11 protein-coding genes and 1 pseudogene are annotated in these 12,652 nt (G+C 75.2%); 5 read left to right on the top strand and 7 right to left on the bottom strand.

The window, feature by feature from the left end; translation table 11 throughout:
* Positions 1–32: 32 nt before the first annotated feature.
* A complete protein-coding gene (trpC, locus tag ABGB16_RS19475) occupies positions 33–836 on the bottom strand; it encodes an indole-3-glycerol phosphate synthase TrpC (protein WP_347669550.1) in 804 nt (267 codons plus the stop codon).
* 480 nt (positions 837–1,316) lie between these two features.
* On the opposite strand from trpC, the gene ABGB16_RS19470 reads away from it, so the two are divergent.
* Positions 1,317–1,586 (top strand): hypothetical protein, encoded by a 270-nt coding sequence (locus tag ABGB16_RS19470; protein WP_347669508.1) that lies wholly within the window; start codon positions 1,317–1,319, stop codon positions 1,584–1,586.
* A gap of 180 nt (positions 1,587–1,766) precedes the next feature.
* Here ABGB16_RS19470 and ABGB16_RS19465 read toward each other — a convergent pair whose 3' ends face one another.
* The 4 genes and pseudogenes from ABGB16_RS19465 to ABGB16_RS19450 all read right to left on the bottom strand — a co-directional run.
* Positions 1,767–2,360, bottom strand: a complete 594-nt coding sequence (locus tag ABGB16_RS19465; protein ID WP_347669507.1) for a Trp biosynthesis-associated membrane protein — start codon at positions 2,358–2,360, stop codon at positions 1,767–1,769.
* A 235-nt stretch (positions 2,361–2,595) separates the two neighbouring features.
* Positions 2,596–4,149 carry an anthranilate synthase component I gene (locus tag ABGB16_RS19460; protein ID WP_347669506.1) on the bottom strand — a complete coding sequence of 518 codons (1,554 nt, stop codon included), beginning with the start codon at positions 4,147–4,149 and terminating at the stop codon, positions 2,596–2,598.
* Positions 4,146–4,580 (bottom strand): phosphoribosyl-AMP cyclohydrolase, encoded by a 435-nt coding sequence (gene hisI / locus ABGB16_RS19455; protein WP_347669549.1) that lies wholly within the window; start codon positions 4,578–4,580, stop codon positions 4,146–4,148. The genes ABGB16_RS19460 and hisI overlap by 4 nt, the downstream gene beginning before the upstream one ends.
* Positions 4,581–4,781: 201 nt before the next feature.
* A pseudogene (locus ABGB16_RS19450) lies at positions 4,782–5,105 on the bottom strand (phosphoribosyl-AMP cyclohydrolase); the annotation flags it as partial.
* 615 nt (positions 5,106–5,720) lie between these two features.
* Here ABGB16_RS19450 and ABGB16_RS19445 point away from each other — a divergent pair.
* The 3 genes from ABGB16_RS19445 (at position 5,721) to ABGB16_RS19435 (ending at position 7,965) form a co-directional block, all read left to right on the top strand.
* Entirely contained in the window at positions 5,721–6,509 is a 789-nt protein-coding gene (locus tag ABGB16_RS19445) for an ABC transporter ATP-binding protein (RefSeq protein WP_347669505.1), read from the top strand.
* Positions 6,506–7,261, top strand: coding sequence for an ABC transporter permease (locus tag ABGB16_RS19440; RefSeq protein WP_347669504.1), 756 nt, complete (start codon positions 6,506–6,508; stop codon positions 7,259–7,261). Before ABGB16_RS19445 ends, ABGB16_RS19440 begins: the two co-directional genes overlap by 4 nt.
* Before the next feature lie 89 nt (positions 7,262–7,350).
* On the top strand, positions 7,351–7,965 hold the full coding sequence (locus ABGB16_RS19435) for a TetR family transcriptional regulator (protein ID WP_347669548.1): 615 nt from the start codon (positions 7,351–7,353) through the stop codon (positions 7,963–7,965).
* Between the two features lie 90 nt (positions 7,966–8,055).
* On the opposite strand, the gene ABGB16_RS19430 is transcribed toward ABGB16_RS19435, so the two are convergent.
* Both ABGB16_RS19430 and ABGB16_RS19425 read right to left on the bottom strand, forming a co-directional pair.
* Entirely contained in the window at positions 8,056–9,837 is a 1,782-nt protein-coding gene (locus tag ABGB16_RS19430) for an ABC transporter ATP-binding protein (protein WP_347669547.1), read from the bottom strand.
* A 2-nt stretch (positions 9,838–9,839) separates the two neighbouring features.
* Complete coding sequence (locus tag ABGB16_RS19425; protein ID WP_347669503.1) at positions 9,840–11,714, bottom strand: ABC transporter ATP-binding protein; 1,875 nt, start codon at positions 11,712–11,714, stop codon at positions 9,840–9,842.
* A gap of 182 nt (positions 11,715–11,896) precedes the next feature.
* Here ABGB16_RS19425 and ABGB16_RS19420 point away from each other — a divergent pair, with 182 nt between their 5' ends.
* Positions 11,897–12,526, top strand: a complete 630-nt coding sequence (locus ABGB16_RS19420; RefSeq protein ID WP_347669502.1) for a TIGR03085 family metal-binding protein — start codon at positions 11,897–11,899, stop codon at positions 12,524–12,526.
* Positions 12,527–12,652: the final 126 nt, after the last annotated feature.

The following is a 12,652-nucleotide window of genomic DNA, read 5'->3' as shown; positions in this document are numbered from 1 at the left end:
CCTCTCACTGCTGACTGGCGCCCCGGCGCGGCTCAGCGCGCCGGGCGGGGCGTGGCCGGGTGGTTGCCGGCGTTGACCAGCTCGGCGACCGCCTCGCGGGGGCTCTTCTGGGTCACCAGGCCCTCGCCGACGAGAACCGCGTCGGCGCCGGCCGAGGCGTACCGGATCAGGTCGTGCGGCCCCCGCACGCCGGACTCGGCGATCTTGACGACGCTGCTGGGCAGGCCGGGTGCGATCCGCTCGAAGACCGAGCGGTCGACCTCCAGGGTACGCAGGTTGCGGGCGTTCACCCCGATCACCTGCGCGCCGGCCTCCAGGGCCCGGTCGGCCTCCTCCTCGTCGTGCACCTCGACGAGCGCGGTCATGCCGAGAGACTCGATCCGCTCCAGCAGCCCGACCAGCGCGTTCTGCTCCAGCGCGGCGACGATGAGCAGGACCAGGTCCGCCCCGTGCGCGCGGGCCTCGTGCACCTGGTAGCTGGAGACCACGAAGTCCTTGCGCAGCACGGGAATCTGCACCGCGGCCCGGACGGCGGCCAGGTCGTCCAGCGAGCCGCCGAACCAGCGACCCTCGGTGAGCACGCTGATCGCCCGGGCGCCGCCGGCGGCGTACTGGCCGGCCAGGTCGGCCGGGTCGGCGATCTCGGCCAGCCGCCCCTTGGACGGCGACGAGCGCTTCACCTCGGCGATCACCGCCACACCGGGTCGGCGCAGGGCCGCGTACGCGTCCAGTGGCGGCGGCGCGGCGGCGGCCAGCTCCCGGATCCGCTCCAGCGGAATCTGCTCCTGCCGCCGGGCGACGTCCTCACGCACGCCGGCCAGGATCTCGTCGAGCACGCTGCCGGACGCGGCTCCGTCCCCCTCGGCGTGCGGATGCTGAGCAGTCACCAACGGACTCCCCTCTCCGGGTGTCATGGGCCGATGCTAGGTGGCGCCGCCCGACGCCAGGTGCCGGGGGTATGGCGCTCCTCACGAGATGGGCTGCGGCATAATGGCCGACTTCGGGTGAACAGTGGATCACGCAGAGCCACGCGCCACGCCGATCACGGTGAAGCGGCCACAGCCGCCGCCCCCGTCGACGCAAACCCGTCTCCATGGCGCTCCATGGCGCCGTTGTCGGCCGCACGGAACGCCACACGCACGCCGGTCGATGTTGTGACGAAGCTCAAGAGGGCCGGTTCGGCCAGGTCAGCCGACACCACGGAGCGTTGACGTGCCCGTCATCACGGCGAAACGTGGGCCGGGCATCGTCGTCCTCGGGCAGACTCGATGACGCGCCTGCCTGAGGCGCCGGAACGATATTCGTGCGGGGTGACCATGAGCACTGCCGGGCCCAAGCCGACCATCGGGCTGACCACCATCTCCCGTACCGTCGCGTCGCTCGCCGTCGGGGTGGTGCACACCCTGGAACGGGCTGTGGCCGGCGACGGCCGGGGCCGCACCGCCCGGGGCAACGCCTGGGAGGCGGTCTGCGCCGACCGGGCCCGCGCCGACCAGCGCGCCGAACTGGACCGCCTGGTGGCCGAGCTGGCCGCCACCCGCGCCGCCACCCGAGCCGCCGCGCGCGACCGCCAGCCGGTCGCCTGAGGTCGGGGCCGCAGACAGCCGCCCAGCCCGGCGGCGCCGACCACCACACCCAACCACCTCCGCAGGCCGGGCATTCGGCGCGAACGGGGTGCCGCCCGGCCGGTAGATCCACCCCCGTGTCGCCGACATGGTGGCGTCCAGCGGGCTCGGACACCCCCATGTCGCCGACATCGGGCCGAATCAAGAGCCGGCCGTCGGGTCCTCGCCCCGGTCGAGGGCGTCCCACGCCTCGGTGGTGCGCCGACCGGTCACCGGCCCCGCCGCCGGGCCGGTCGGGGCGTCGACCGCCGGCCGTGCCCGCCGCTCGTACCGGGCCCCCATCGCCGGCCAGCCCCCGCCGCGCAGCGCGGTCAGGGCGCCCCCGGCGGCCGCGAGCAGGCCGCCCACCAGGCAGAGCGCCGGCCAGCGCCGGCTCACCTCGCCGCCGAACGCCGCCACCAGGCCGTAGCCCCCGCCGGCGGCCACGGCCACGCCGAGCGCCAGCAACAGCGCGCCCAGCAGACGGCGTACGACCGCCCGGGTGGCCAGCACCGCGCCGCCGCCGGCCAGCGCGACCACCGCCAGCGCGGGCAGCCAGGGCAGCAGCCCGGCCCCGGTGCGCGCCGCGCGCACCGGCGGCAGCGGCGCCGGCCGGGCGGTCAGCTCGACCGCCCAGGTCCGGGTCGAGGCCCACAGCGCCAGGCCGGCCCCGGCCAGGCAGAGCAGCACGGCGTACGTCAGCTCGCGCCGCCCCCGCGCGACCGACGCCGGCGCGTCAGCGGGAGCCGGCGTCATCGGGCCGGTCTTCCGTTCACGACTGCGGGGCTCCGCTTCGCTGCACTCCTCGCGCTCACCCGTGCCCGCCTTTCGTTCGCGACTGCGGGGCTCCGCTTCGCTGCACTCCTCGCGCTCACCGGTGCCCGCCTTTCGTTCGCGACTGCGGGGCTCCGCTTCGCTGCACTCCTCGCGCTCACCGGTGCCCGCCTTTCGTTCGCGACTGCGGGGCTCCGCTGCGCTGCACTCCTCGCGCTCACCGGGCCGGCCGGAGGGTCTCGGCGGCGGCGATCGCGGCCAGCACCGCGGCGGCCTTGTTTCGGGTCTCCTGGTCCTCGGCGGCCGGGTCGGAGTCGGCCACCACGCCGGCGCCGGCCTGCACGTACGCCCGCCCGTCGCGCATCAGCGCGGTACGGATGGCGATCGCCATGTCCAGGTCCCCGCTGAAGCCGAAGTACCCGACGGTGCCGCCGTACAGGCCCCGGCGCACCGGCTCCAGCTCCTCGATGATCTCCATCGCCCGGACCTTCGGCGCCCCGGACAGGGTGCCGGCCGGGAACGTCGCGGCGAGGGCGTCGAACGCTGTGCACTCCGGACGCAGCTCGCCGACCACCGTCGAGACGATGTGCATGACGTGGCTGTACCGCTCGATGGTGGCGAACTCGGGCACCTCGACGGTGCCCGGCCGGCAGACCCGGCCCAGGTCGTTGCGGCCCAGGTCGACCAGCATCACGTGCTCGGCGCGCTCCTTCGGGTCGGCGAGCAGCTCGGCGGCGAGCCGGGCGTCGGCCTCGGGGGTGGCGCCGCGCGGCCTGGTGCCGGCGATCGGGTGCAGCAGCGCTCGGCGTCGGCCGTCCGTCCCGGTGCTCACCTTCAGGTGGGCCTCGGGAGACGAGCCGACGATGTCGAAGCCGTCGAACCGCAGCAGGTACATGTACGGGCTGGGGTTGGTGGTGCGCAGCACCCGGTAGACGTCCAGCGGGTCGGCGTGGGTGGCCCGCTCGAAGCGCTGAGCCAGCACGATCTGGAAGCACTCGCCGGCCCGGATCGCCTCCTTGGCCGCCTCGACGGCCTTCGGGTAGTCCCCCTCGTCGGTGCGGCTCACCACGTCGCCGGCCGCCGGCCGGTCGACCGTCGAGATCATCGGTGGGATGGGCCGGGACAGCGCGGTCGTCATCGCGTCCAGCCGCCCGACCGCGTGGTGGTACGCGGCGTCGACCAGGGCGGCGCGCTCCGGCGCGTCCGCCGGCGGCAGCACGGCGTTGGCGATCAGGAGCGCCGAGCCGTCGTAGTGGTCGAGAACCACCAGGTCGGTGGCGAGCATCATGCCCAGCTCGGGCACGCCGAGGTCGTCCTCGGTCAGCTCGGGCAGCCGCTCGAAGCGGCGCACCAGGTCGTACCCCAGGTAGCCGACCATGCCCCCGGTCAGCGGCGGCATGCCGCTGGCCGGGTCCCAGGCCGGGCCGGCGAGGGCCGCCACGGTCTCGCGCAGCACCCGGACCGGGTCGCCGCCGGCCGGCAGCCCGGCCGGCGGCTGGCCCGTCCAGTACGCGACGCCGTCGGACTCGGTGAGGGTGGCGCTGCTACGCACCCCGACGAACGAGTACCGCGACCAGGCCGAACAGGCCGATCCGGCGCCCTGCTCGGCGGACTCCAGCAGGAAGGTGCCCGGTCCGCCGGCCAGCTTGCGGTAGACCCCGACCGGGGTCTCGCCGTCGGCGAGCAGCCGGCGGGTGACCGGGACGACCCGCCAGCGGGCCGCCAGCTCGGTGAACGTGCCCTGATCGGGGCTCACGGCGCCGTCGGTCATGCCGACTCCCCCGCGACGGTCACCGGCAGCTCGGTGAAGAAGCAGGTCCGGTGGCCGGTGTGGCAGGCCGGGCCGACCTGGTCGACGCTGACCAGCAGCGCGTCGCCGTCGCAGTCCAGGGCGACGGAGCGGACGTACTGGTGGTGGCCGGACGTGGCGCCCTTGACCCAGTACTCCTGGCGGCTGCGCGACCAGTACGTGGCCCGGCCCGTGGTCAGGGTGCGGTGCAGCGCCTCGTCGTCCATCCAGGCGACCATCAGCACCTCGCCCGTGTCGTGCTGGCGGACCACGGCCGCCACCAGGCCGTCGGGGGTGCGGCGCAGCCGGGCCGCGATGGCCGGGTCGAGCCGGGACGCGCGGGTCGGTCCGCCGGCCGCGGGCGGGGTCTGCTCGGCGTGGGCGCCGGTCACCGGCGCGTCAGGTACGGGCACAGTGACCCATTGTCCCGTACGCGGCCCGGGCACCGGCAACGAGTCCCACCGGGGCGGCCCCGGCACCCGGTTCCGCGCAGGCGGCGACACGACGCCGCCGGCCAACTGGCCGAGGTAGCGGTCCAGCCGGCCGTCGAGCAGCGCGTCGGCCAGGTCCAGCCCGGCCACCGCGGCGATCTCGTCGGCGTACGGGCGGACCAGCGGGACGGTGCCGGTGACCAGGCGCGCCGCCGCCGCCCAGAGCTGCTCGGTGGAGCCGGGGCGCGCGCCGAGGCAGAGCAGCATGTCGTCGCGGTACCCGGGTGGGGCGACGGGCAGTTCGAGGGCGGCGGTGAACGCGGACCGCCTGGACACCACCCGCACCGACGGATTGGCCAGCCGCAGCACGGACGGGCAGAGCCGGGCCAGGTCGGCCGCGGCCAGCCGGACGCCGAGGTGGTCGTCCCGGCTGCGGGCCCCGGCGACCTTACCGAGCGTGGCGATCAGTTCCTCCAGGCGTGGCTCGTCGGCGGGCTGGCAGAGCACGGGCAGGTCGAGCCGGGCCCGCCAGCGCGGGTCGGCCCAGAGCAGCCGGGCGGGCGCGGTGACCGGCAGCCCGAACGCCCAGTCGGCCGGTTCGCCGAGATGGGTCAGCCAGGAGCGTACGTCCCGGACGGACACCGAGACATGGGCCAGCCGTCCGCCGGATTCGGCCAGGTAGGCACGGCGGGCCGCGTACGGGGCGAGGTGGGGCGGGACGCTCGCCGAGCCCGCCGTGGAGTCGGCGTCGACCAGCACGTCGAGGTCGATGTCACTGTGCTCGGTGGCCGCGCTCCGGGCGTGGCTGCCCCGCAGCAGGATGCCGACGACGGGCCGGTCGGCCGACTGCCGCAGCCGGGCCGCCCACTCGTCGAGGAATCCGTCGCCAGGTGACGCAGCGTAACCCACCGCGCCATCGTGCCGTACGCCCGATCCGGGGCGCAATGCCCGTTGGCGGACCCGCTGTCCGGTCCGAAGCCTAGTGCCCGACCGTTCTCATTCCTGCCGGGGGATACCTTTCCGGCGCGCCGCCCGCTCGACGCCACCGGCCCGTTGCGGTCCGCCGTCTATCTCATCTAGCGTTGAGTTCATCGGCTGTTGAATTCCTTCCGGAGGTGGGCGATGGATCCTGCTATCGCGGTCCGCGACCTGGTCGTGGACCGGGGCCGGCGGCGGGTGCTGCACGCCATCAGCTGCGCGGTGCCGCGCGGCGCGGTGACGGGCCTGCTCGGCCCGAGCGGCAGCGGCAAGACCACCCTGATGCGGGCGATCGTCGGGGTGCAGGTGGTCCGGTCCGGCTCGGTGACCGTGCTCGGCCGGCCGGCGGGCACCCCGGAGCTGCGCCGCCGGGTGGGTTACCTCACCCAGGCCCCCAGCGTGTACGCCGACCTCACCGTCCGGGAGAACGCCCGGTACTTCGCCACCCTCCAGGGGCGGGGCCGGGCTGACGCCGACCGGGCCGTGGCCGACGTCGGGCTCGCCGACGCCGCCACCCAGCTCGTCGGCACCCTCTCCGGCGGGCAGCGCAGCCGCGCCTCCCTGGCCTGCGCGCTGGTCGGGCAGCCGGAGCTGGTCGTCCTCGACGAGCCGACGGTCGGGCAGGACCCGGTGCTTCGGGCCGACCTCTGGGCCCGGTTCCACGCCCTCGCCGCCGCCGGCACGACCCTGCTGGTGTCCAGCCACGTCATGGACGAGGCGGCGCGCTGCGACCGGCTGCTGCTGATCCGCCAGGGCCGACTGGTCGCCGACGACACCCCGGACGCGATCCGTGTCGCCGCCGGCGTCGACGACCTCGACGAGGCGTTCCTGCGCCTGATCCGCGCGGGCGAGGCGGCCACGGGCGGCGACGGCGGGACGGCACGGGACGGCGCCACGCGTCCGACCGGCAGCACCGGACGGGAGCAGTCATGAACCTCCGCATCCTGGCCGCCACCACCGGCCGCATCCTGCGCCAGCTCCGGCACGACCGGCGCACCGTCGCCCTGCTGGTGCTGGTGCCGGCGCTGCTGCTGACGCTCGTCTACTACATGTACGCCGACCAGCCCACCCCGCCCGGCCAGCCGAGCATGTTCGACCGGGTGGCGCTGGTGATGCTCGGCGTCTTCCCATTCGTGATCATGTTCCTGGTGACCAGCATCGCCATGCTGCGCGAGCGCACCTCCGGCACCCTGGAACGCCTGCTCACCACCCCGCTGGGCCGGCTCGACCTGCTCTTCGGCTACGGCATCGCGTTCGGGCTGGCCGCCGCCGGGCAGGCCGGCATCGCCGCCGCCGTGGCGTACTGGGTGTTCGGCCTCTCCACCGCGGGCAGCAGCGCCCTCGTGATCATGATCGCGGTGGTCAACGCGGTGCTCGGGGTGGCCCTCGGGCTGCTGTGCAGCGCCTTCGCGCGCACCGAGTTCCAGGCCGTACAGTTCATGCCGGTGGTGGTGCTTCCCCAGCTGCTGCTGTGCGGGCTGTTCGTCGCCCGGGACCGGATGGCCGGCTGGTTGCAGGCGGTCAGCGACGCCCTGCCGCTGTCGTACGCGGTGGAGGCGTTGCAGGAGGTCGGCGTCCACGCCGAGCCCACCGCCACGATGTGGCGCGACCTGGGGGTGGTGGCCGGCTCCGTGGTGCTGGCCCTGGTGCTCGCGGCGGCCACCCTGCGCCGGCGCAGCGGCTGAGGCAACGCCGGCCGGGCTCCGCGACCGCGCCGGCGGGCCGCGACGGGGCGGTCGGGGGACGTACCGCGATGGACGAGCGAAGGGCGGCGATGGCGCGGCGGACGGGGCGGCGGCCCGGCAACCCGGACACCAGGGAGGCGATCCTCGGCGCGGCGCGCACCGCGTTCGCCGAGCGCGGCTTCGACGCGGCGTCGATCCGGTCGATCGCCCAGGCGGCGGAGGTGGACCCCGCGCTGGTCCACCACTACTTCGGCAGCAAGGACCAGCTCTTCCTGGCCGCGATGAACAGCCCGGTCGACCCGGCGGAGCTGCTGCCGGCAGTGTTGGCCGGGGACCCGGCCGGCCTCGGCGAACGGCTGGTCACCACCTTCCTGCGGGTCTGGGACTCCCCGGCCGGCGCGGCCGGGGTGGCCCTGTTGCGCTCCGGGGTGAGCAACGAGTGGACGGCCCGGCTCCTGCGCGAGTTCGTCGTCACCCAGGTGCTGCGCCGGGTGCTCGTCCACCTCGCCGTCGACCCGGCCGAGCTGCCGCTGCGCGGCTCGCTGGTGGCCACCCAGATGATCGGGTTGGCCATGATGCGGTACGTCATCCGGCTCGAGCCGGTCGCCTCCGCCCCGCCGGAGACCCTGGTCGCCGCGCTCGCCCCGACCGTCCAGCGCTACATCTTCGGCGAGCTCACGAAGGTCCCCGGCCACCCCGCGTGAGAGCCCCCCGCGCGTGGCGCGTCGGCCGGCCAGAGGGAGCCTGCCGGCCCTTGCCGCCGGGCTCCGCGGATCTTCCGGCCCTTGCCGGGCTCAGCGGGTCTGCTCCAACCAGGAGGCGTACAGCAGGCCGTAGACCGAGTCCGGTTCGCGGATCAGCTCGTCGTGCGGGCCGCGCTGCACGACGCGGCCCCGGTCCACGACGATCACCTCGTCGGCCGCCTGCGCGGTGGAGAGCCGGTGCGCGATGGCGAGCGTCGTGCGGCCCCGGGTCACCGCGTCCAGGGTGCGCTGCAGGCGTACCTCGGTGGCCGGGTCGACCGCGCTGGTCGCCTCGTCCAGCACCAGCAGGTCCGGGTCGGCCACGTACGCCCGGGCCAGGGCGACGAGCTGCCGCTCGCCCACGCTCAGCGCCTCGCCGCGCTCCCCCACCGGGGTGTCCAGCCCGGACGGCAGCCCGTCCAGCCAGTCGGCCAACCCCAGCTCGGTGAAGGCGGCGGTGAGCTGCGCATCGGTCAGCTCCGGACAGGCGAAACGGACATTGTCCCCCACCGTGGCGTCGAAGAGGAAGCCGTCCTGCGGGACCATCACCACCCGGGAGCGCAGCGAGTCGAACCGGACCTGCCGCAGCGGCACCCCGGACAGCAGCACCTCGCCGGAGGTCGGGTCCATCAGCCGGGTGAGCAGCTTGGCGAACGTCGTCTTGCCGCTGCCGGTCTCCCCGACCACCGCCACCCGGCTCTTCGCCGGGATCTCCAGGGTCACGTCGTGCAGCACCGGCGGGCCGCACGGGTACGCGAAGCACACCCCGGCGAACCGGACGTCCAGCGGCCCGGCCGGCAGCTCCCGCCCCTGCTCCCCCGGGTCGGCCACGTCCGGGGCTACGTCCAGCACGTCGAGCACCCGCCGCCAGCCGGCGATGGCGTTCTGCGCCTCGTTGAGCACCTCGGTGGCGATCTGCACCGGCTGGATGAACAGCGTCACCAGGAACAGGAACGCGGTGAGCTGGCCGATGGACAGGCCGCCGCCCGCCCCGAGGACGACGCCGAGGGCCACCACGCCGGCCAGCGCCAGACCGGCGGCCAGCTCGCCGACCGAGCTGCCCATGATGCTGATCCGGATCGCCCGCTGCTGGGCCAGCCGCTGCCCGTCGATCGCGGCGTCGAGCCGCCGGGCGGTCCGCCCCGCGATCCCGTACGCCCGGATCACCGGCGCGCCGACCACGCTCTCGGCGATGGCGCCGAGCAGGGTGCCCGTCCGCTGCCGGACCACCCCGTACGCCCCGGCGAGGCGGCGTTGCAGCAGCCGGATCACCAGCACCGCCGGCGCGAACGCGGCGAGCACCACCAGCGTCAGCTGCCACGAGTACGCCAGCATGACGGCCGTGGTCACCAGCAGCTGGCCGAGGTTCACGATCAGGATCACCCCGCCCCACTGGAGGAACTGGGTGATCTGGTCGACGTCGCTGGTCACCCGCGACACGAGCGAGCCGCGCCGCTCGGACTGCTGGTGCAGCATCGACAGGTCGTGCACGTGGCGGAACGCCCGGGTGCGCACGTTGGCCAGCGCCGTCTCGCTGACCGTGAACAGCCGGCGCGTCATCAGGTACCCGCAGGCGGTGGTCACCGCCAGGACGGCGGCGGTCACGACGACGACGGACCACACCACACCCAGGTCGAGCCCGCCGACGATGCCGTCGTCGATGCCCTTCTGCACCGCCACCGGGACGGCGACCCGGCCCACCATGTAGACCAGCGCCAGGGCGAGCGTGCCGGCCAGGCCGATGCGCAGCTCCGGGGAGAGCGCCAGCCCCCGCCGCAGCGTCCGCCAGGTCGACCCGGAATCCTCCGCCGGCCGCTCCGCCTCCACCGTCACCGTCACCGGTCCACCTCGACTTCCAGGCCGGAGGTCAGCGGGCTGACCTCGTCGTACGTGCGCTGCTGCGCGCGGTCGGTCTCGGCCTGCTCGTAGGCGGTGACCAGGTCGGCGTAGCCGGGGACGGTGGCGAGCAGCTCCGCGTGGGTGCCCCGGGCCACCACCCGCCCCTGTTCCAGGTAGACGACCTCGTCGGCCAGCGCGATGGTGGCCCGCCGGTACGCCACGACGAGGATCGACGCGGCCGGGCCGCCGGCGGCCGGGGCGCGCAGCCCGGCCAGGATGGCCGCCTCGACCCGGGGGTCGACCGCGCTGGTGGCGTCGTCGAGGACCAGCAGCCGGGGCCGCCCGGCCAGCGCCCGGGCGAGGGTGAGCCGCTGCCGCTGCCCGCCGGAGAGCGACGTGCCCCGTTCGCCGACCGTCGTGTCGAGCCCGTCGGGCAGCGCCGCGACGAAGCCGTCCGCCTCGGCCAGCCGCAGCGCGGCCCAGACGTCGTCGTCGGTGACGCCCGGCCGGTCGAGGGTGATGTTGGCCCGGACGGTGTCGTCGAAGACGAACGGGACCTGGGCGACCAGCGCCACCGTGCCGGCCAGCGACGCGGCGGTCAGCTCACGCACGTCCACCCCGTCGAGGGCGACCGTGCCGGCGAGCGGGTCGACCAGTCGCGCCGCGAGCGCCGCGATCGTGGACTTGCCCGAGCCGGTGGGGCCGACCAGGGCCACGGTCCGGCCGGCGGGGACGTCGAACGAGACCTGGCCGAGCACCTCGGTGCCGGGCAGGTGCGCCTCGGCCGGCTCGTACGCGAAGCTCACGTCGGTGAAGGTGAGGGTGGCCGGTCCGGCCTCGTCCGGGTCGAGCGCGCGGTCGCCGTACGGCATCTCGCCGGTCGCGTCGAGGACCCGGCGGACGCGGTCCCAGCCGGCGACGCTGCGCGGCAGCTCGGCCAGCACCCAGCCGATGGCCCGCACCGGGAAGGCCAGCACGGTGAACAGGAACGCGACGCTGACCAGCTCGGTGACCGTGATCGCGCCCTGCCGGAGCCGGAACGTGCCGACCACCAGCACGGCGAGGGTGCCGAGGCTGGGCAGCGCCTCCAGCATCGGGTCGAACACGCCGCGCAGCCGGCCGACGGAGATCAGCGCGTCGCGCAGCTCGCCGGCCCGGGCGGCGAACCGGGCCGTCTCCTGGGCCTCGCGGCCCATGGTCTTGACGACCAGGGCGCCGTCGAAGCTCTCGTGGGCGATCCCGCTGACCTCGGCGCGCAGCCGCTGCGCCCGGGCCTGGCGGGGGGCCATCCGGCGCGAGTAGACCACGTTGAGGGCGAACAGCGCGGGGAAGACGGCGAGGCCGACCAGGGCGAGCGCCCAGTCGGTGACGAAGAGCGAGGCGACCGCGCCGACCAGCATCACGAGCGTGCCGACGGCGAACGGCAGCGGGGCGATCGGGTACCAGGCCGCCTCGACGTCGGAGTTGGCGTTGGACAGCAGCGTGCCGGTGGCGTTGCGCTGGTGCCAGGACAGCGGCAGGTCCAGGTAGCGGCGGGTGACCCGACGCCGGTACGCGGCCTGGAGCCGGAACTGCATGTAACCGGCGCCGAGCCGGCGGCCGAAGATGCCGACCACCCGCAGCACGCTGATGCCGAGCAGGGTGCCGGCGGCCAGCGCGAGCGCCGCGACGCCGACCGACCCGCGCTCGATCGCGGGCACCACCACGTCGCCGACCACCGCGCCGACCACGTACGCGCTGGCCACGACAAGCAGGCCGAAGAGCACGCTGCCCGCCACCGCGACCGCGAAGATCCGCGGCTGCTCCCGGATGGCCCGGCCGAGCACCCACAGCCCTCTGCGGAGCACGTCCCGACTTGTTCTGTTGGTCACGCTCTCCCCCGCCGTAAGCCGCCATTATCCCCCTCATCCTTACCGCTCCGGTTCCACCGCGCCGCCCCGCGCCGGGTATGTCGCCGATCACGTTCCGCGGGTCCCGGTGGGGCGGCACCGGATGCGCGGCCCGCCGGGTTCGGGGGGCGCGCCGGGCACGGTGCGGGCCTACGATCGGGGCCATGCCGCAGTACGCCCGGTCGGAGCGCGAGGCGCTGGCCGACCTGATGCTGAGCGTGGGTCCGGACGCGCCGACCGTCAACGAGGGCTGGACGGTCCGGGACCTCGCCGCCCACATCCTGGTGCGGGAGCGGCGGCCGGACGCGGCCGGCGGGATCGTGCTGGCGCCGCTGCGCCGGCGCGCCGAGCGGGTGCGGACGCAGTTCGCGGCCCGGCCGTTCGCCGAGCTGGTCGCCCAGCTGCGCCGCCCGCCGGCGTGGAGCCCGGTGAGCAACCCGGTCGCCCACGAGCTGTTCAACACCCTGGAGTTCTTCGTCCACCACGAGGACGTACGCCGGGCGACGGCCGGGTGGCAGCCGCGCGAGTTGCCGGCCGGGCTGCACGCCCGGCTCTGGCGCCAGGCGGCGGTGCTGGGCCGGCTGGGGCTGCGCCGCTTCCCCGCCGACGTGCTGGTGCAGGCGCCCGGGTACGGCGAGCTGTCGGCGGGGCGGGGCGGGCAGCGGGTCCGGCTGGTCGCCGCGCCCGGCGAGCTCGCGCTGTTCCTCACCGGACGGCAGCGGGTGGCCCGGGTGCAGGTGGACGGACCGGCGGCGGTGGCCGAGCGGCTGCGCGCCGCCAGGCTGGGCATCTGAGAGACCGTCGGGTAACCGGGTGACTACGTGGCGAGAAGTCGCTCAACGTTGATGCGTTGGGCGGCTTCGCGCTCGGTGGCGTTGGCCCAGCGGACTGTTTGACCGGCCAGACGTATAGTCATGAGT

The organism is Micromonospora sp. B11E3, assembly GCF_039871625.1.
GTDB lineage: Bacteria > Actinomycetota > Actinomycetes > Mycobacteriales > Micromonosporaceae > Micromonospora.
Note: the sequence above shows the minus strand (reverse complement) of the source record. Positions and strands in the feature narration are given on the sequence as shown.

Coding starts and splice junctions, on each gene's coding strand:
- ABGB16_RS19470 (WP_347669508.1), top strand. CDS start 1,317: ATGAGCACTGCCGGGCCCAAGCCGACCATCGGGCTGACCACCATCTCC.
- ABGB16_RS19465 (WP_347669507.1), bottom strand. CDS start 2,360: ATGACGCCGGCTCCCGCTGACGCGCCGGCGTCGGTCGCGCGGGGGCGG.
- ABGB16_RS19460 (WP_347669506.1), bottom strand. CDS start 4,149: ATGACCGACGGCGCCGTGAGCCCCGATCAGGGCACGTTCACCGAGCTG.
- ABGB16_RS19445 (WP_347669505.1), top strand. CDS start 5,721: ATGGATCCTGCTATCGCGGTCCGCGACCTGGTCGTGGACCGGGGCCGG.
- ABGB16_RS19440 (WP_347669504.1), top strand. CDS start 6,506: ATGAACCTCCGCATCCTGGCCGCCACCACCGGCCGCATCCTGCGCCAG.
- ABGB16_RS19435 (WP_347669548.1), top strand. CDS start 7,351: ATGGCGCGGCGGACGGGGCGGCGGCCCGGCAACCCGGACACCAGGGAG.
- ABGB16_RS19420 (WP_347669502.1), top strand. CDS start 11,897: ATGCCGCAGTACGCCCGGTCGGAGCGCGAGGCGCTGGCCGACCTGATG.